This is a genomic window from Tardiphaga robiniae, assembly GCF_013359755.1.
Lineage (GTDB): Bacteria > Pseudomonadota > Alphaproteobacteria > Rhizobiales > Xanthobacteraceae > Tardiphaga > Tardiphaga robiniae.
On the sequence record NZ_JABMCJ010000093.1, the window covers coordinates 238,256 to 257,496 of the forward strand.

Genomic DNA, 19,241 nt, shown 5'->3' on the forward strand with positions numbered 1-19,241 from the left:
GCCGCGCTGGCGGGTTTCTAGCGCCATCGGCTTCCTGCGTTCGCCCCAGGCCCTAAAACCGTGGCCGAAAACCCCTGATTTGATTGAATTGTCATGATCGAAAAGACCTATCAGCCTGCCGATATCGAGACCCGCATCGCCGCTGCCTGGGAAGCCGAAGGCGCGTTCAAGGCCGGCCGCGCGGACCGGGTGGATGCCGAGCCCTATACGATCGTGATCCCGCCGCCGAACGTCACCGGTTCGCTGCATATGGGCCACGCCCTCAACAACACGTTGCAGGACGTGCTCTGTCGTTTCGAGCGTATGCGCGGCCGCGACGTGCTGTGGCAGCCCGGCACCGACCATGCGGGCATCGCGACCCAGATGGTGGTCGAGCGCCAGTTGATGGAGCGCCAGGAGCCCGGTCGCCGCGACATGGGCCGCGAGGCATTTCTTGAACGCGTCTGGAAGTGGAAGGCCGAGAGCGGCGGTGTGATCGTCAATCAGTTGAAGCGCCTCGGCGCCTCCTGCGACTGGTCGCGCGAGCGCTTCACCATGGACGAGGGCCTGTCCGAGGCGGTCATCAAGGTGTTCGTGCAGTTGCACCGCGAGGGCCTGATCTACAAGGACAAGCGCCTTGTGAACTGGGATCCAAAGCTGCTGACTGCGATTTCGGATCTCGAAGTGCAGCAGGTCGAGGTCAAGGGTAACCTCTGGCATCTGCGCTATCCGCTCGAAGGCAAGAATTTCGATCCGGAAGATCCGACCTCGTTCATCACCGTTGCCACCACGCGTCCCGAGACGATGCTCGGCGACAGCGGCGTCGCCGTGAATCCGGATGACGAACGCTACACCCATCTGATCGGCAAGAACGTGGTTCTGCCGCTGGTCGGCCGCCTCATTCCGATCGTCGCCGACGAATATTCCGACCCGGAGAAGGGCTCCGGCGCGGTGAAGATCACGCCGGCACACGACTTCAACGACTTCGAAGTCGGCAACCGCCACGGCCTTGCACGCATCAGCATCCTCGATATCGAAGGCAAGCTCGCACTCGCCGACAACGAGGACTATCTCCGCGGCCTGCCGGAAGCGGCGTCGGAGCTCGTCGAAGAATTGCACGGCATGGAGCGCTTCAAGGCGCGCAAGACCATCGTGCAGCGGCTGGAAGATTTCGGCTTCCTCGAGAAGATCGAACCCAACACGCATATGGTGCCGCATGGCGACCGCTCCGGCGTCGTCATCGAGCCCTATCTGACCGACCAGTGGTACGTGGACGCCAAGACCATGGCGCAGCCGGCGATCGCCGCTGTGCGCACCGGCGCGACAGAGTTCGTGCCGAAGAACTGGGAAAAGACCTATTACGAATGGATGGAGAACATCCAACCATGGTGCATCTCGCGCCAGCTCTGGTGGGGCCATCAGATCCCGGCCTGGTACGGCCCGGATGGCAAGGTATTCGTCGCCGAAACCGAGGAAGAAGCGGTCGGCAACGCGCTCGGCTATTATGTCGAGCAGGAAGTGATCACGGAAGAGCAGGGCCACGAGATGGCGCTCGATCCAGCGAAGCGCGAGGGCTTCATCACGCGCGATGAAGACGTGCTCGATACCTGGTTCTCGTCGGCGCTGTGGCCGTTCTCGACGCTGGGCTGGCCGCAGAGCTCGGTCGATGTGGATCGCTACTATCCCACCAATGTGCTGGTCACCGGCTTCGACATCATCTTCTTCTGGGTCGCCCGGATGATGATGATGGGCATGCACTTCAAGAAGGACGTGCCGTTCCCGACCGTCTACATCCACGCCCTCGTCCGCGACGAGAAGGGCGCCAAGATGTCGAAGTCGAAGGGCAACGTCATCGATCCCCTGAACCTGATCGACCAGTACGGCGCCGACGCGCTGCGTTTTACGCTGGCTGCGATGGCCGCACAGGGCCGCGACATCAAGCTCGCGACCCAGCGCGTCGAGGGCTATCGCAATTTCGCGACCAAGCTCTGGAATGCCTGCCGCTTCGCCGAAATGAACGAGTGCGTGCTGCCGGCGGGCTTCGATCCGACCAAGGCCAAGGAAGTGCTCAACCGCTGGATCGCGCATGAGACCGTCAAGGCGACGCGCGAAGTCACCGAAGCCATCGAAGCCTATCGTTTCAACGATGCAGCGGGCGCGGCCTATCGCTTCGTCTGGAATGTGTATTGCGACTGGTATCTCGAACTCGCCAAGCCCTTCATGATGGGCGAGGACGGTCCGGCCAAGACCGAAACCCGCGCGATGGTCGCTTGGGCGCGTGACGAGATCCTGAAGCTACTGCATCCGTTCATGCCGTTCATCACGGAAGAACTCTGGGCCGTGACGGCGCCGCGCGACGGTCTGCTGGCGCTGGCGCCGTGGTCGCGCAAGGCGAGCGGCCTGACGCGCGAGCAGGAAGCGCTGATCATCGCGACCGCCGCGAGCGATCCGATCGTCGCGCCGATCCTGATGGGAGATCCCGAACCGGTCGCCGATTTCAAGGATGACGCCGCCGAAGCCGAAATCGGCTGGGTCATCGACCTGGTGACGGAGGTTCGTTCGGTGCGTGCCGAGATGAACATCGTGCCGGCAACATTGACGCCACTGGTGCTGGCCGGCGCTTCTGCGGAAACTCAAGCCCGTGCCCAGCGCTGGAGCGATGTCGTCAAGCACCTCGCTCGTCTCGGCGACATATCCTTCGCCGATGTCGCGCCGCAGGGCGCCGTGCAGCTCCTGATCCGCGGTGAGGTCGCAGCGCTGCCGTTGAAGGGCGTGATCGATCTCGGCGCCGAGAAGACGCGTCTCGACAAGGAACTGGTGAAAGCCGAAGCCGACATCAAGCGCGCCGACGCCAAACTCTCCAACGAGAAATTCGTCGCCAACGCCGCGGAAGAGATCGTCGAGGAAGAGCGCGAGAAGCGCGAGGCAGCCGAGGCCCGCAAGGCCAAGACGCTGGAAGCGCTGGAGCGGCTCAAGAACGCGGTATGAGTTTGATCGTAGGATGGGTTTCGCGAAGACGCTCTACCCAGCCTACCGCTCACACCTTCGGAAACGGTTTGCTGAGATAACGCGAGCCGCGCACCCCATAGCGCCACGGCAGCTCGACTGCCTTGGTAATGCCGATGCGGATGCCAGCGACGATGTCCGGTACTTCGGTGCGGGCATGAATCGCGATCGGCGGCTTATCCAAAGCCAGCCCGTTATGCGCGATGCTGATGCCGAGCGCCTGGCAGACCTTGCCAGGCCCGGAGCACAGCATGCGCTCATCCTGCAGCCCGCGTCGCAGCTGCATCTCGCCAATCCCGAAGGTCGGTTGCAATGCCCGGATCAGCACGGCGCTGGCCGACCCCTCGGCCTCGCAGACGAAGTTCACGCACCAGTGGATGCCGTAGGAGCGGTAGACATAGGCAAAGCCGGGCGGCCCGAACATGATCTGGTTGCGCGGCGTCTGCCCGTTGAAGGAATGGGCCGCGGGCTCGGTGTGATGATAGGCCTCGACCTCGACGATCTCGCCACCGATGCCGTCCACCAGGAGCGTCGCACCGATCAGTTCGGGCGCCGCATCGTGCACGCTCCGCGCGAAAAAGCTGCATTTGAGTGCCTTGCCGAGCTTTTGGGGGATTTGGTGAGGTTTTGGAGCCATTCTGCCTGCTATGTTACGATGCAGGGCCGGGCAAGGCGAGGGCGGGTTGCAGGACAGGGCCCGGCGGATTACCTAAGGCTTCACTCAGAACGGACAGTTCATGGTCGTCGTCCTCGATACCGTTTCCACCACACCGCTCCGCCCGCGTCACCCTGAAAAAGTGAATCGGCCGGATTCGTTCTCGCCGCCGAAGCCGGACTGGATCCGGGTCCGCGCGCCGACCAGCCGTGGCTATGGCGACACCCGCAAGATCGTCAAGGAAAACGGCCTCGTTACCGTGTGCGAGGAAGCCGGCTGCCCGAATATTGGCGAGTGCTGGCAGAAGAAGCACGCCACCTTCATGATCATGGGTGACACCTGCACCCGCGCCTGTGCGTTCTGCAACGTGAAAACGGGGATGCCGGGCGCGCTCGACGGCATGGAGCCCGAGCATGTCGCCGAAGCCGTCCGCAAGCTCGGCCTGCATCATGTGGTCATCACCTCGGTGGACCGCGACGATCTCGCCGATGGCGGTGCCGAACATTTTGCGCAGACGATTCGTGCGATCCGCGTGGCATGTCCCACGACCACCATCGAAATCCTGACGCCTGACTTCCTGCGCAAGCCGGGCGCCCTCGAAGTCGTCGTCGCGGCGAAGCCCGACGTGTTCAATCACAATCTCGAAACCGTGCCGTCGCGCTATCTGACGGTGCGACCGGGCGCGCGTTATTTCCATTCGCTGCGCCTGCTCCAGAAGGTCAAGGAACTCGACCCGACCATCTTCACCAAGTCCGGCATCATGGTTGGCCTCGGCGAGGAGCGCCACGAGGTGCTGCAGGTGATGGACGACATGCGTTCCGCCGATATCGACTTCCTCACGATCGGCCAGTATCTGCAGCCGACGCGCAAGCATCACGTGGTGTCGCGCTACGTCACGCCGGATGAATTCGCAGGCTATGAGAAGGTCGCCTACACCAAGGGCTTCCTGATGGTGTCGGCGAGCCCGCTGACGCGCTCGTCGCATCATGCCGGCGAGGATTTTGCCAAGCTGCAGGCTGCGCGCGCCGCTCTCGCGCGCTGAGAACGCGACGATGCCGAGATTTGCCAACAAGCGCCGCGTGCGCCACAGTGCCTCCCAGATGTTCGATCTGGTTGCCGATGTCGAGCGCTATCCGGAATTCGTGCCGTTGTGCAAGTCGCTGAAGATTCGCCAGCGCACGCCGCAGGAGAATGGCACCGAGGTCATCGTTGCCGACATGACTGTGTCGTTCAAGCTGGTGCAGGAATCCTTCACCAGCCGCGTGACGCTGGATCGGCCGAACCTGAAGATCATGGTCGAATATCTGCGCGGCCCATTCAGCAATCTCGAAAATCGCTGGACCTTTGAGCCGAAGGCCGAAGGTCAGGAATGCGACGTCGGCTTCTTCATTGCCTATGAGTTCAAGAGCCGCATGCTGGCGATGCTGATGGGAACGATGTTCGACGCTGCATTCCAGCGCTTTGCCGTAGCCTTCGAGAAGCGCGCGGACGAAGTTTATCGCAGCCCGCGCGTGTCGAGCGTTCCGTCTACTTCTTAGTCGTCGGCTTTTTTAGCGGCGCAGTCGGCCTGCGTCGTTTGACGGCGGTCCGTCGCGGCGAACGCGCCACGCGCGGGCGCGCCAGACTCGCTGCTTCGCGCTTCTTGGCCGGCGGCTGTGGCCCACGTGCCAATTCCATCAGCATCCGTAGAGCTTCAAGCACGGAGCGCTGACGCACCGCGCTGCGGCCGATGGCGCCGAAGCGGCATTCCTTGTTGACGATGCGGCCGTCACGCGACGCAACGGCAAAATGCACGAGGCCGACCGGCTTGCCCGGCGTTGCGCCTCCGGGGCCAGCGATCCCCGTGATCGAGACCGCGAGATCGACATCCGCTTCTTCGAGCGCACCGACCGCCATCTGGATCGCCGTCTCTTTGCTGACCGCACCAAAGCTGTCGAGCGTCGCCGTCTTGACGCCGAGCATCGCGTGTTTGGCGGCATTGGAATAGGTGACGAAGCCGCGATCGATCACGTCGGACGAGCCGGGAATTTCGGTCAGTGCGCCAGCGACGAGGCCGCCGGTGCAGGACTCAGCGGTCGCGATCGTCAGCTTGCGGCTGCGGCAGAGATCGAGCAGCGCGCGGGAGAGGGCTCGTGCGTCGCTCGCTGCCATGTCAGTCCATCCAGGGAAGACGAATGGTGGCAGCCGCAGTCGCGGCGATACCTTCTTCACGGCCGGTGAAGCCGAGACGTTCGCTGGTGGTCGCCTTCACCGCGACGCGTGACAATGCCACACCGGAGATCTCGCTAATCTTCGCGCGCATCGCATCGCGCAACGGACCAATCTTGGGCCGCTCGCAGATCAGCGTCACTTCGAGATTGGCGATACGGCCGCCGCGTGCGGTGACGCGATCCACGGCGTATTTCAGGAATTTGTCGGAGGCCGCGCCCTTCCATTTGTCATCACTCGGCGGGAAGTGCGAACCAATATCGCCATCGGCAAGCGCGCCCAGGATCGCGTCGACCAGTGCATGCAGACCGACGTCGCCATCCGAGTGAGCAAGGAAGCCGCGCGTATGCGGTACGCGCACGCCGCAGATCATCAGGTGATCGCCATCGCCGAAGGCGTGGACATCATAGCCCGTGCCCATGCGGATATCGCCGAGCGAGGCTGCGAGACGAGCTTCTTCGCGAATGAAATCTTCGGGAGTCGTGAGCTTCATATTTGCAAGATCGCCTTCAAAGGTTGCCACGGTCAATCCCGCCCATTCGGCGAGCGCGGCATCGTCGGTGAAATCATCGCGGCCTTCCTTTGCAGCACGACGATGCGCTTCAAGGATGACATCGAAACGAAATGCCTGTGGCGTTTGCGCGCTGCGCAAGCGTGCACGGTCCGGCGTCGCTTCCACGTGTCCGGCCTCGTTGACCTGTTTGATCGTATCGGTAACGGCGACGCCGGGCACCGCAGCGCCAGTGATCTGTGCCGCGGCAATCGCGCGCTCGATCAAGGCGGGGGTCACGAACGGGCGGGCCGCATCGTGGATCAGCACGATGTCCGGCGCGTGATCTGCCAATGCTTCCAGTCCGGCATGCACCGACGCCTGACGCGTCGCACCGCCATTGGCAGGAGCATGATACCTCAGATCACTGACCGCCTCGTTGAAGACAGCGATGTCGTCGGGATTTGTGATCGGCTGGACCGCAAAGACCTGGGGATGGTTGCAGAACGGCTCCATAGCCCGCGAAATAACGCTGCGGCCTCCGATCATGCGATATTGCTTCGGTCCACCGGCACCGGCGCGGAGGCCGCGGCCGGCGGCAACGATAATGGCGGCTGTCTTCAAACCGGCAGGATTAGGTGATTTTGTCATCAGGGTCAGGTGATTAAGGGGTAAGCGGTGATCGCACAGCCCTTAGCACGGCCGCGGGCAAAAACAGTATGATTACATTCTCGTGGCTGCATAAGAGTGCATTGCTGCACTGCACTTGCAAAATGAGCGCATCTGTCTAATGTGTAGGCATGACGGTTGACTGCACAACAAATGTGCGCATTATGCGCCCTATGCCCGCAATGCAGCGGACGAGAGAACGACGAGCAGGTCTGTGACCACCCCGGACTCAGTATACAGCAAACCATTACAAATCGGTGGCATCGAGATCGCCAACCGGGTCGTTCTGGCGCCGATGTCGGGCATCACCGATGCGCCATTCCGGCGGCTCACCGCCGAACTCGGGGCCGGCCTCGTCGTGTCAGAAATGACCGCCAGCAACGATCTCGTCAATGGTCGTCCCATGTCGGTATTGCGCTGCGAAGCCACCGGGATCGGCCCACACGTGGTCCAACTGGCCGGCTGTGAGACCCACTGGATGGCCGAGGGGGCCCGTGTGGCCGAAGCCGCCGGCGCCGACATCATCGATATCAATATGGGCTGCCCGGCGCGGCATGTGACTGGTGGTCAGTCCGGCTCCGCGCTGATGCGCGACCTCGATCATGCGTTGAAGCTGATCGAGGCGACCATCGCTGCCGTGAAAGTACCCGTGACCCTGAAGATGCGTCTCGGTTGGGACGATCGCACGCTGAATGCGCCTGAGCTTGCACAGCGCGCAGAGCAAGCGGGTGTGCAGCTCATCACCGTGCATGGCCGCACGCGCTGCCAGTTCTACAAGGGCGAAGCAGACTGGAGCGCCGTGCGCCCGGTGAAGGACGCGGTGAGCATCCCAGTGATCGTCAATGGTGACATCACCTCTTACGACAAGGCGGTGAGTGCGCTGAAGATGTCCGGCGCCGATGCCGTGATGATGGGTCGGGGCGCGCAGGGGATGCCATGGCTGCCCGGCCAGATCGGCCGACGTCTTGAAACCGGCATCGCGGAAGCCGCGCCGTCGCTGCAGCAGCAACTCGCTTATATCTGCGCCCTCTACGACGATGTGGTCCGTCACTACGGCATGCGCATCGGCCTACGCCACGCGCGCAAACATCTCGGCTGGGCACTCGATGCGGCCGCGGCTACGAGCTGCGCGCCGACCGAGACCCTGAAGACCTGGCGACAGAAGATCCTTACATCCGAAGATCCCTCCGGTGTGCAGCGGTCTCTGAATGACGCTTTTGATGATTTCGCATGGAGTGCTGCCGCATGAACGCCGCAGAGCACCGTCGTCCTGTCCCGACCGACAGTGAGGCCATTCTCAACGCACTACCGAATCCGGTGATCCTGATCGCACCCGACGGCAAGATCGTCGACGCCAATATGGCGGCCGAATCCTTCTTCGAGATTTCTACGCAATTCCTGCGCAGGCAGTCTCTGAAAGAACTGGTGCCATTTGGCAGTCCGCTGCTGGCGCTGATCGATCAGGTTCGCGCCGCGGGTTCGCCGGTTAACGAATACAAGGTCGATCTCGGCACGCCGCGCATCGGCGGCGACCGCCAGGTCGATCTGCATGTCGCGCCGCTCACCGAGCGTCCGGGCCATATTGTGGTGATGCTCCAGGAGCGCACCATCGCCGACAAGATGGATCGACAGCTCACCCATCGCAGCGCGGCCCGATCCGTGATCGCGCTGGCGGCCATGCTGGCGCATGAGATCAAGAATCCGCTGTCGGGCATTCGCGGAGCCGCTCAGCTACTTGAGCAGTCGGCATCGTCGGAAGACCGCATGCTGACACGCCTGATCATGGACGAAGCCGATCGCATCGTGACGCTGGTCGATCGCATGGAAGTATTCGGCGACGACCGCCCGGTGGCGCGTGGCCCGGTCAACATTCACTCCGTCCTCGATCACGTGAAGCGCCTCGCGCAGTCCGGCTTCGCCCGCAACATCCGCTTCATCGAGGATTACGACCCGTCGCTGCCGCCGGTGCTGGCCAATCAGGACCAGCTCATTCAGGTGTTCCTGAATCTGGTGAAGAACGCTGCCGAAGCCATCGTCGATCTCGGCTCCGACGGCGAAATCCAGCTCACCACCGCGTTCCGGCCGGGCGTCCGCCTGTCAGTGCCGGGCAAGAAATCGCGCGTCTCGCTGCCGCTGGAGTTTTGCGTCAAGGACAACGGCCCTGGCGTTCCCGAAGATCTTCTGCCCAACCTGTTCGATCCCTTCGTCACCACCAAGCCCACCGGAAGCGGCCTGGGTCTTGCATTGGTTGCGAAGATTGTCGGCGATCACGGTGGGATCATCGAATGTGAATCTCAGCCACGAAAGACGACTTTTCGCGTGCTGTTGCCGATGTTCAACCCCGCCAAGAAATTGGACGACAAGACCCTTGATCCGAGCAGCGCCGATGCCCCCGCGGCAACGACGCACACCTCACAGACGTAAGACGAGGACTAACGATGGCTGCAGGTAGCATTCTGGTTGCGGACGATGATACGGCGATCCGCACCGTCCTCAATCAGGCGCTGTCGCGCGCCGGATATGAGGTTCGCCTGACCGGGAACGCAGCCACGCTGTGGCGCTGGGTCAGCCAGGGCGAGGGCGACCTTGTGATCACCGACGTGGTGATGCCCGACGAGAACGCGTTCGATCTGCTGCCGCGTATCAAGAAGATGCGCCCCAATCTGCCGGTTATCGTGATGAGCGCGCAGAATACCTTCATGACCGCGATCCGCGCCTCCGAGCGCGGTGCCTATGAATATCTGCCGAAGCCATTCGATCTGAAGGAATTGATCGCCATCGTCGGTCGCGCGCTGTCCGAGCCGAAGGAGCGTGTCGCAAGCCACGCCGATGACGGCGAGTTCGACTCGATCCCGCTGGTCGGCCGTTCACCGGCGATGCAGGAAATCTACCGCGTCCTCGCCCGCCTGATGCAGACCGATCTGACGGTGATGATCTCCGGCGAGTCCGGCACCGGCAAGGAACTGGTGGCCCGCGCGCTGCACGACTACGGCAAGCGCCGCAACGGCCCGTTCGTTGCGGTCAACATGGCGGCGATCCCGCGCGATCTTATCGAGTCCGAATTGTTCGGCCACGAGCGCGGCGCCTTCACCGGCGCCAATGCCCGCGCCACCGGCCGCTTCGAGCAGGCTGAAGGGGGCACGCTGTTCCTGGACGAAATCGGCGACATGCCGATGGAGGCCCAGACCCGTTTGCTGCGCGTGTTGCAGCAGGGCGAATACACGACCGTTGGCGGCCGCACGCCGATCAAGACCGACGTGCGTATCGTCGCCGCCTCCAACAAGGATCTGCGTATCCTGATCCAGCAGGGCCTGTTCCGCGAGGATCTGTTCTTCCGCCTCAACGTCGTGCCGCTGCGCCTGCCGCCGCTGCGCGAGCGCATCGAGGATCTGCCCGATCTGATCCGCCACTTCTTTGCACTCGCGGAGAAGGACGGCCTGCCGCCGAAGAAGCTCGACGCCTTGGCGCTCGAGCGCATGAAGCAGCATCGCTGGCCGGGCAACGTTCGCGAACTGGAAAACCTCGCGCGCCGTCTGGCAGCACTCTATCCGCAGGATGTCATTACCGGCTCGGTGATCGACGGCGAACTGGCGCCGCCCGCTGTGGCCTCGGGTGGTAGTGCGCCGACCGGCGTGGATAATCTCGGTGGTGCCGTCGAGGTCTATCTGTCCTCGCACTTCTCCGGCTTCCCGAACGGCGTGCCGCCGCCGGGTCTCTATCACCGCATTCTCCGCGAGATCGAGGTGCCGCTGCTGACCGCAGCACTGGCCGCGACCCGAGGCAACCAGATTCGCGCTGCGGATCTGCTCGGCCTCAACCGCAACACGCTGCGGAAGAAAATTCGCGATCTCGACATTCAGGTCTATCGAACCGGCGGCTGATCCCAGCAGCGAGATCGAGCAATTCCAGGGTTTGAGACGCAAAAACAAACGAAAACGCAGGGTATGCGTTTTCGTTGGCTGGTCTGCGCCGTGGATTTGTCGTAATTGGGCAACATTGTTGTATGATTGCATCAGTGCGGTCCGGGCTGTCTCCGGCAGCCGCACGGCGTCCACGCTCACCACATTGTCGGAATGACCAGCGCAGACACGTCGGCTACAGCCTATGAACCGTCGATGGCGGAGCCGCGCAGGTGGACCCTGCGGCGGCTGTTCGTGCCATTGGCCGTTGGCTTGGCACTCCTGTCGTCATGCCTGACCTTCCTCGTCCTGAATGGCCTCACGCCGATCGCGCCGACCCATCAGGTCGTCGTTACCTTCCTGCTGATCAATGCCGCCAGCGTCCTCCTGCTGGTCCTGATCATTGCGCGGGAGATCTGGAAGGTTGTCCAGGCGCGTCGCAGGGGCAGGGCGGCGGCCCGGCTACATGTGCAGATCGTCAGCCTGTTCTCGGTGATCGCCGTGCTTCCGGCGGTACTCGTTTCGATCGTCGCCAATGTGACCCTCGACCGCGGCCTCGATCGGCTGTTCTCCGGCCCAACCAAGGCGGTCATCAACAATTCGCTCGTGATTGCCAGCGCCTATCTGCACGAGCACGGCCAATTGATTGGCGGTGATATCCTCGGTATGGCCGACGATCTCGCGCGCATCCAACCGCTTTTCTATCAGGACCGCGGTACGTTCCGTTCGTTGATGCTGGCAAATGCAACCGCGCGCAATCTGCCGGGCGCCATGTTGATCGACAAGGATCGCAACGTCATCGAACCCGACCAGCCCGGCATCAAACAGGAATTCTCACCGCCGCCGGCAGACTTCCTCGTCAATGTCAGCGCGTCCGAGCCGGCCATCGCTGTAATCCCCGAGGGAAATTACGTCGCCGCCGTGATCCGGTTGCGAGCGTTCGACAATATGTTCCTCTATGTCGCCCGCAAGCTCGATCCGCGCGTGGTCGCGCAGATGAACCAGAGCCAGGCTGGCGCAGCCGAATATGCCGAACTGGAATCGCGCAGGCTCGGCATTCAGGTCGCCTTCGCGCTGATGTTCACCGTGATCGCACTGACGGTGCTGATGTCCGCCGTGCTGATCGGCCTGAATTTCGCCAACTGGCTGGTGGCGCCGATCCGCCGCCTGATGGGCGCTGCGAACATGGTCTCGACCGGTGATCTTCATGTCCAGGTACCGGTGATCCAGTCCGAGGGCGATCTCGCTCATCTCGGCGAGACTTTCAACAAGATGACGCAGGAGCTGCGCACCCAGCGTGACGAACTGGTCAGCGCCAGCGACGTCATCGACAGTCGCCGCCGTTTCATCGAGGCCGTGTTGTCATCGGCCAGCGCCGGCATCATCGGCGTCGATGGCTCGAACATGATCGGCATTCTCAACCGCTCGGCCGAGAAGCTGGTCGGACATTCGGAGTCCGAGACGCTGGGCCACCCGCTGCACGAGATCATTCCCGAGCTCGACGAATTGATGCAGACCGCACGCGAGGGATCGCAGCGGCTGGTGCAGGGACAGGTGACGATCACCCGCGACGGGCAGGAGCGCAATCTGTCGGTGCGCGTCAGCGCAGAACAGACCAGCCAGTCGCGCGATAGCTACATCATCACCCTTGACGACATCACCGAACTCGTCTCGGCACAGCGCACCTCGGCCTGGGCCGACGTGGCGCGTCGCATCGCGCATGAGATCAAGAATCCGCTGACGCCGATCCAGCTCTCTGCCGAGCGCATCAAGCGCAAATTCGGCAAGGTGATCGTCGATGACAAGGCGATCTTCGAACAATGCACCGACACCATCGTCCGGCAGGTCGATGACATCAGGCGCATGGTCGACGAATTTTCGCGCTTTGCGCGCATGCCAAAGCCCGTGATCGAGGGTGAGGATGTCGCCGACACTGTGCGTCAGGCCGTATTCCTGATGCGCGTCGGTCACCCCGAGCTCGACATCTCCGCCGAGATCAAGGAAGAGCCGATGCGCGCGCGGTTCGATCGCCGGCTGATCTCGCAGGCGCTCACCAATATCATCAAGAATGCGACAGAGGCGATCGAGGCCGTGCCGCCAGAAGAACTCGGCAAAGGTCGTATTGATGTCACAGCGTCGCGCGAGAACGACATGATATTGATCGACGTGATCGACAACGGCGTCGGTCTGCCGACTGTCAACAGGTCGCGTTTGCTCGAACCCTATGTCACGACTCGCGAGAAAGGCACTGGCCTCGGCCTCGCGATCGTCGGCAAGGTGCTCGAGGATCATGGTGGAGGCATCGAACTTGGCGACGCATCGAGTGTTCGTCCAGGACAGCGCGGTGCCTGGATGCGGCTGCGGTTTTCTATCTCTGGTCAGAAGGCTGACGCGGACAAGAGTGAACCGGAAGCCCCGCCTGATGACGAACCGAAGATCAAAACTGCTACCGGCAACTGACAAGATAAACGTGACCAGGATATTTTGACCCATGGCAAATGACATTCTGATCGTCGACGACGAAGCCGATATTCGCGATCTTGTTGCGGGCATTCTGGACGATGAGGGCTTCACCACCCGCACCGCACGAGACAGCGATTCCGCGCTCGCGGAAATCGCCAATCGCCGCCCCAACATGGTGTTTCTCGACATCTGGCTGCAGGGCAGCAAGCTCGACGGCCTGCAACTGCTCGAGCAGGTCAAACGCGACAATCCCGAATTGCCTGTGGTGATGATCTCAGGCCACGGCAATATCGAAACCGCTGTCGCGGCAATCAAGCGCGGCGCCTATGACTTCATCGAGAAGCCATTCAAGGCTGACCGGCTGATCCTTGTCGCGACGCGCGCGCTGGAAACCTCGCGCCTGAAACGCGAAGTCAAGGAACTGAAGCAACTCGCACCGGTCGCCAATTCGCTGACGGGGCGCTCGGCCGCCATGAACCAGCTGCGCCAGACCATCGATCGCGCCGCGAAGGCCAATAGCCGCATTCTGATCGTCGGCCCGTCGGGCGCCGGCAAGGAGCTCGCCGCGCGCACGCTGCACACGGCCTCTGCCCGCTCCACGGGGCCGTTCGTCGTCATCAACGCTGCGGCGATTACGCCGGAGCGCATGGAAGTCGAACTGTTCGGCATCGAACAGTCCAATGGCGAACAGGCGCGTAAGGCAGGAGCCCTAGAGGAGGCTCATGGTGGCACGCTATTCATCGACGAGATCGGCGATCTGCCGCGCGAGACCCAGAACAAGATCCTGCGCGTGCTGGTCGATCAGACTTTCATGCGGGCAGGGGGAACCACCAAGGTCAATGTCGACGTCCGCATCATTTCGTCGACCGCGCGCAATCTCGAAGAGGAAATCGCCGAAGGTCGTTTCCGTGAGGATCTCTATCATCGCCTCTCGGTAGTGCCGATCCGCGTGCCGCCGCTGTCCGAGCATCGCGAGGATATCCCGGAGCTGATCGAATATTTCATGGAGCAGATCTCCATCGCGACGGGCCTGCCGAAGCGGCAGATCGGCGAGGACGCCATGGCGGTCCTGCAATCCCACGTTTGGCCCGGCAATATCCGCCAGCTTCGCAACAACGTCGAACGCGTCATGATCCTGGCCGGCGGCGGGCCGGAAGTGATCATCACCGCCGACATGCTACCGCAGGACGTGGGCTCAATGGTGCCGTCGATGCCCACCAGCAACAATGGCGAGCACATCATGGGCCTGCCGCTGCGCGAAGCCCGCGAAGTGTTCGAACGCGATTATCTGATTGCGCAGATCAGCCGTTTTTCGGGTAATATCTCGCGCACCGCTGAATTCGTCGGCATGGAGCGCTCCGCCTTGCACCGCAAGCTCAAGGCGCTCGGCGTCGGCTAAATCACTCACCTCAAGTTTCAACTCAAGCCTCGGAACGAACATGTCGCGCATCGCCTATGTGAATGGTCAATACGTCAACCTGCGCGATGCCGCCGTGAACGTCGAGGACCGTGGCTATCAGTTCGCCGATGGCATTTACGAGGTCTGCGAGATCATCGGCGGCAAGATGGTCGACTTTCCCCGCCATATTGCGCGCATGCAGCGCTCCTTGCGGGAGCTGCGCATCGCCGAGGCCATGCCGCTGACATCGCTCAAGGTGGTGATGCAGGAAGTGATTCGCCGCAACCGCATCAATTACGGCATCGTCTATCTGCAGATCAGCCGCGGCGTCGCCCATCGCGATCACGGATTTCCGTCGCCGGACGTGAAACCCAGCGTCGTCGTGACGGCGAAATCACTCAACTTCGCCAAGAACCAGGCGACTGCTGCCAAGGGCGTGAAGGTCATCACCACGGCGGAGAATCGCTGGCCGCGCGTCGACATCAAGACTGTCGGCCTGCTGCCCAATGTGCTGGCGCGACAGGAAGCCCGCGACAAGGGCGCCTATGAAGCCTGGTATGTCGACGCCGACGGTTTCGTCACCGAGGGTGCGTCGTGCAACGCCTGGATCGTCACCAAGGACGGCAAGGTGGTGACGCGCACGGCCGCGTCAGGCATTCTCGCAGGCATCACCCGCGCCGTACTGATCGAGGTTCTGGCTTCGATGCAGCTCAAGCTGGAAGAGCGGAACTTCACACCGGCAGAGGCTTATGACGCCGCGGAAGCCTTCGTCTCGTCGGCGAGTCAGATCGTGATGCCGGTCATCAATATCGACGGCAAACCGATCGGTGACGGCAAGCCTGGTGGTATCGCGACGCGCCTGAGGCAGGAATTCCATAAATTCGCAGCGATTTCATAAAATTTGCCGCGCTTTCAGGCACCAATTCCGCGTTCCGGCTTGCCTAAAAAGCGCGCCTGCCGTCTAATCATGTCGTCGCGCTCCCGGAGGGGGATCTCAGGGGAAAGTGCGGCAGCTTGGTAAGGCCCCGGAGAGGGCTGCGCCGGGTTCAAAAAAAGCAACAAAACAGACTGCGGGATTAAAAAAAATGGCGGCAGACCGCGCACAGAATCTACAGGACACCTTCCTCAACCACGTACGCAAGACCAAGACTCCGCTCACGATCTTTCTGGTGAACGGCGTCAAATTGCAGGGCATTGTCACCTGGTTCGATAATTTCTGTCTTCTGCTCCGGCGCGACGGACACTCGCAGCTGGTGTATAAGCATGCGATCTCGACCATCATGCCGGGCGCACCGATTCAGCTTTTTGAGGGTGGCGAGGATCCGGCTTGAGCGAACTCTTGAGAGACGCTTGATTGGAATTTCGTAGCTTCGAAGGCAATGCTGCCGACCGACCCTCGGCCAGCAGCGAATCGACCGGCCGCGTTCTCGTGGTCGGTCCTTACCTGCGCGAACGGCGGGGCGACGCCGACGCGCAAGCCTATTCTCATGTCCGCGATACGGAAGCCCGGCTCGAAGAGGCGGTCGGTCTCGCACGCGCCATCGACCTCACCGTGGTCGAGGCCGTCGCCGCGCCGCTGAGCCAGATCCGCCCGGCCACCTATCTCGGCAAGGGCAAGGTCGAGGAGATCGCCGGCCTGATCGCGGCGAACGAGATCGGCATCGTGGTGATGGATTGCGCGCTGTCGCCGATCCAGCAGCGCAATCTCGAAAAGGAACTGAAGGCCAAGGTGCTCGACCGTACCGGTCTCATCCTTGAAATCTTCGGCCGCCGTGCCAAGACCAAGGAAGGCACGCTGCAGGTTGAGCTCGCGCATCTCAATTATCAGCGCAGCCGTCTCGTCCGCTCATGGACCCATCTCGAGCGCCAGCGCGGCGGCTTTGGCTTTATGGGCGGCCCCGGCGAAACCCAGATCGAGGCGGATCGCCGCATGATCGGCGACCGCATCGCGCGGCTCGAAGCCGATCTGAAGAAGGTCCAGGCGACGCGGCGCCTGCATCGCGCCGGCCGCCAGCGCGTGCCGTATCGCGTTGTTGCGCTGGTCGGTTACACCAATGCCGGCAAGTCGACGCTGTTCAACCGGCTGACGCGCGCCGACGTGCAGGCCGAGGACATGTTGTTCGCGACCCTCGATCCGACGCTGCGCGCGCTGACGCTGCCGCATGGCGGCAAGGCCATGCTGTCGGACACGGTGGGCTTCATCTCCAACCTGCCGACCCAGCTCGTAGCCGCGTTTCGCGCGACGCTGGAAGAGGTACTGGAAGCCGACATCATTCTCCATGTCCGCGACATCTCGCATGAGGATGCGGAAGCGCAGCAAAGCGACGTCGACAACGTGCTGCGCAAGCTCGGCATCGATACGGATGCAACAGCGCGCATTCTCGAAGTCTGGAACAAGATCGATCGTTTCCCTCCGGAGGAGCGCGAGAACCTCGCCAATATCGCGGCGCGGCGGCCGCTGGACAAGCCGTGCTTCATGGTCTCAGCCGAAACCGGCGAGGGCATCGACGATCTGCTCGCTGCCATCGAAACACGGCTCGCCGCCAGCCGCATCACGCTGGATCTGTCGATCGACGCTGCGGACGGCGCTGGCGTGAGCTGGCTGCATCGCAATGCGGAAGTACTGGTGAAAGAACTGCACGACGGCCATTTCGACATGGTGGTGCGTGTCGATGAGACCAAACGCGATATCGTCATGAGTCGGTTCAGTGCGGTGCTGCATCCGGTCGTGGATCTGAGTGCCTGACGAAACTCCGTTGTTGTTCAAGTGGCAGCTTTAAACGCCATGAACACTGCCATGCCGGCGATGACAGCGATGAGTGTCATCCGCAAAGCTCTCTGACTCATGCGATTCGCCAGCCGTGATCCAAGACCGGTACCGATCCACAGCCCAATGATCAGACTTGCAATCGTGAGCCACGGCAGCTCTGTGCCCTGCTGCACATAGAGCAGGGCGGCCGGTAAAGTGACGGGCAGTGCTGTGACGGCAAGGCTAAGGGCCTGGGATTGATGCTGGGACACCTTCAGCAGGCCCGTCATCAAGGCGGTGATCGCAAGCCCGCCGCCGATCCCCAGAAATCCCGACGACCAGCCCGCGACCGCGCCGATGGCAACGAGCGCTGACCCGCGTAACGACACCTCTTTCGCTTCGTCTGCAGTGCCTTCGAGCTTGGAATGTGACGGCCGACGGATGACGATCACTTCGAGAACCAGCAGATAGCCGACAAAAGTCCATTGCAGCGCGCGAGCAGAAACGGTTGTTGCGAGCAAGGCGCCAACGCACCCGCCCACTGCAAATCCGATGGCCAGCCAGGCAAGCCAACGCGGCGGCACGTGATGGCCGCTGCGTTGATAGTTGCGGACGCCGGAAAGACTGGTGGGCACAACCTGCACGACGAGAGAAACGCCCTGGGCGACGTGCTGATCTTTGCCAAGCAGGAGCACCAGCAGCGGGACGAGGATTCCGCCACTGGTAATACCGAGCAAGCCGGACGCCATGCCGCCGACACCGCCCGCCAGAAGACCGCCGAGGACGTCAGTCAGTGTCATCGTCGGTTTTTCCTTGGCGGTTGCGAGTCATTCAATCCGCGATTTCGTTACCCTTCGCCTCATTCCACAGCGCATCCATCTCCTCGAGCGACGCCTCCTGCAGGGTCCGTCCCTTCGCCGCCAGCGCCTGTTCGATATAGCCAAAACGTCGCTCGAACTTCACGTTGGTGCCGCGTAGTGCGAGTTCGGGATCGGCGTCCACATGGCGCGCCAGATTGACCAGCGCGAACATCAGGTCGCCGGTCTCGGCCGCCACCTCGGCGCGGTCGCCGCGATCGAGTGCGGCTTCGATCTCGTCGGCTTCCTCGCGGATTTTCGCCAGCACGGCACGCGGATCATTCCAGTCGAAGCCGACGCTGGAGGCTTTTGTTTGCAGCTCCATGGCCTGGCTCAACGCGGGTTGCCCGGCCTTGACGCTGGCAAGGAACGAGGAGGGCGGCGTGGCTTCAACGCCGCGCCGGGCGGCGCGTTCAGCCTTTTCCTCGGCCTTGATACGCCCCCACGTCCCCTTCACATCCGTCGGTGCGATCTTTCCATCCTTGCCGGGAAACACATGCGGATGCCGGCGGATCATCTTGCGGGTGATCGCCTCCACGACGTCGCCGAACGCGAATGCGTTCTGCTCTTCGGCCATCCGGGCGTGGAACACCACCTGCAGCAGGAGATCGCCGAGTTCGTCGCAGAGGTCGTGGAGATCGTGCCGGGCGATGGCATCGGCGACCTCGTAGGCCTCCTCGATCGTATAGGGCGCGATACTCGCGAAATCCTGCTCCAGATCCCATGGGCACCCCGTCACGGGCGTGCGCAACTGGGCCATGATCTCGATCAGGCCGACGATATCGCGGGAAGGGGTCATGAGGCACCACGGTTCACAGCAGGAGCCTTTGCTATGCCGCAGGACGGCGGCGTGGCCCAGCGGAAATG

Annotated in this window: 16 protein-coding genes; 11 read left to right on the forward strand and 5 right to left on the reverse strand. The window is 62.4% G+C overall.

Annotation, left to right across the window (positions count from 1 at the left end; genetic code table 11):
* The first annotated feature begins 93 nt into the window (after nt 1–93).
* Complete coding sequence (locus HP556_RS25345; protein WP_175369004.1) at nt 94–2,967, forward strand: valine--tRNA ligase; 2,874 nt, start codon at nt 94–96, stop codon at nt 2,965–2,967.
* A 49-nt stretch (nt 2,968–3,016) separates the two neighbouring features.
* Here HP556_RS25345 and HP556_RS25350 read toward each other — a convergent pair whose 3' ends face one another.
* Nucleotides 3,017–3,622 (reverse strand): DNA-3-methyladenine glycosylase, encoded by a 606-nt coding sequence (locus HP556_RS25350; protein ID WP_175369005.1) that lies wholly within the window; start codon nt 3,620–3,622, stop codon nt 3,017–3,019.
* A 100-nt stretch (nt 3,623–3,722) separates the two neighbouring features.
* On the opposite strand from HP556_RS25350, the gene lipA reads away from it, so the two are divergent.
* On the forward strand, nt 3,723–4,682 hold the full coding sequence (lipA, locus tag HP556_RS25355) for a lipoyl synthase (protein ID WP_175369006.1): 960 nt from the start codon (nt 3,723–3,725) through the stop codon (nt 4,680–4,682).
* Nucleotides 4,683–4,692: 10 nt separating this feature from the next.
* Entirely contained in the window at nt 4,693–5,178 is a 486-nt protein-coding gene (locus tag HP556_RS25360; protein ID WP_175369007.1) for a type II toxin-antitoxin system RatA family toxin, read from the forward strand.
* Here HP556_RS25360 and HP556_RS25365 read toward each other — a convergent pair.
* Nucleotides 5,168–5,791 carry a CinA family protein gene (locus HP556_RS25365; RefSeq protein WP_093758557.1) on the reverse strand — a complete coding sequence of 208 codons (624 nt, stop codon included), beginning with the start codon at nt 5,789–5,791 and terminating at the stop codon, nt 5,168–5,170. The two genes, HP556_RS25360 and HP556_RS25365, sit on opposite strands and share 11 nt — an antisense overlap.
* A gap of 1 nt (nt 5,792) precedes the next feature.
* Nucleotides 5,793–6,989, reverse strand: a complete 1,197-nt coding sequence (locus HP556_RS25370; protein ID WP_175369008.1) for a bifunctional 2-C-methyl-D-erythritol 4-phosphate cytidylyltransferase/2-C-methyl-D-erythritol 2,4-cyclodiphosphate synthase — start codon at nt 6,987–6,989, stop codon at nt 5,793–5,795.
* A gap of 232 nt (nt 6,990–7,221) precedes the next feature.
* Here HP556_RS25370 and dusB point away from each other — a divergent pair, with 232 nt between their 5' ends.
* The 8 genes from dusB (at nt 7,222) to hflX (ending at nt 17,514) form a co-directional block, all read left to right on the forward strand.
* Nucleotides 7,222–8,256, forward strand: a complete 1,035-nt coding sequence (gene dusB / locus HP556_RS25375; protein ID WP_420878698.1) for a tRNA dihydrouridine synthase DusB — start codon at nt 7,222–7,224, stop codon at nt 8,254–8,256.
* Complete coding sequence (locus tag HP556_RS25380) at nt 8,253–9,431, forward strand: two-component system sensor histidine kinase NtrB (RefSeq protein WP_246297897.1); 1,179 nt, start codon at nt 8,253–8,255, stop codon at nt 9,429–9,431. Before dusB ends, HP556_RS25380 begins: the two co-directional genes overlap by 4 nt.
* 14 nt (nt 9,432–9,445) lie before the next feature.
* Nucleotides 9,446–10,888, forward strand: a complete 1,443-nt coding sequence (gene ntrC, locus HP556_RS25385; RefSeq protein ID WP_068731842.1) for a nitrogen regulation protein NR(I) — start codon at nt 9,446–9,448, stop codon at nt 10,886–10,888.
* A 192-nt stretch (nt 10,889–11,080) separates the two neighbouring features.
* Complete coding sequence (locus HP556_RS25390) at nt 11,081–13,366, forward strand: sensor histidine kinase NtrY-like (RefSeq protein WP_175369009.1); 2,286 nt, start codon at nt 11,081–11,083, stop codon at nt 13,364–13,366.
* A 31-nt stretch (nt 13,367–13,397) separates the two neighbouring features.
* Nucleotides 13,398–14,768 carry a nitrogen assimilation response regulator NtrX gene (gene ntrX / locus HP556_RS25395; protein ID WP_089264305.1) on the forward strand — a complete coding sequence of 457 codons (1,371 nt, stop codon included), beginning with the start codon at nt 13,398–13,400 and terminating at the stop codon, nt 14,766–14,768.
* A 40-nt stretch (nt 14,769–14,808) separates the two neighbouring features.
* Nucleotides 14,809–15,666, forward strand: coding sequence for a D-amino-acid transaminase (locus HP556_RS25400; RefSeq protein ID WP_089264306.1), 858 nt, complete (start codon nt 14,809–14,811; stop codon nt 15,664–15,666).
* Nucleotides 15,667–15,853: 187 nt separating this feature from the next.
* On the forward strand, nt 15,854–16,099 hold the full coding sequence (gene hfq / locus HP556_RS25405) for an RNA chaperone Hfq (protein WP_068731834.1): 246 nt from the start codon (nt 15,854–15,856) through the stop codon (nt 16,097–16,099).
* A 23-nt stretch (nt 16,100–16,122) separates the two neighbouring features.
* A complete protein-coding gene (gene hflX, locus HP556_RS25410) occupies nt 16,123–17,514 on the forward strand; it encodes a GTPase HflX (RefSeq protein ID WP_175369010.1) in 1,392 nt (463 codons plus the stop codon).
* A 17-nt stretch (nt 17,515–17,531) separates the two neighbouring features.
* Here hflX and HP556_RS25415 read toward each other — a convergent pair whose 3' ends face one another.
* Nucleotides 17,532–18,317, reverse strand: a complete 786-nt coding sequence (locus HP556_RS25415) for a sulfite exporter TauE/SafE family protein (protein WP_276509757.1) — start codon at nt 18,315–18,317, stop codon at nt 17,532–17,534.
* A gap of 31 nt (nt 18,318–18,348) precedes the next feature.
* The gene (mazG, locus tag HP556_RS25420) at nt 18,349–19,173 is read right to left on the reverse strand and encodes a nucleoside triphosphate pyrophosphohydrolase (protein ID WP_089264309.1); all 825 of its coding nucleotides are present in this window, start codon (nt 19,171–19,173) and stop codon (nt 18,349–18,351) included.
* Nucleotides 19,174–19,241: the final 68 nt, after the last annotated feature.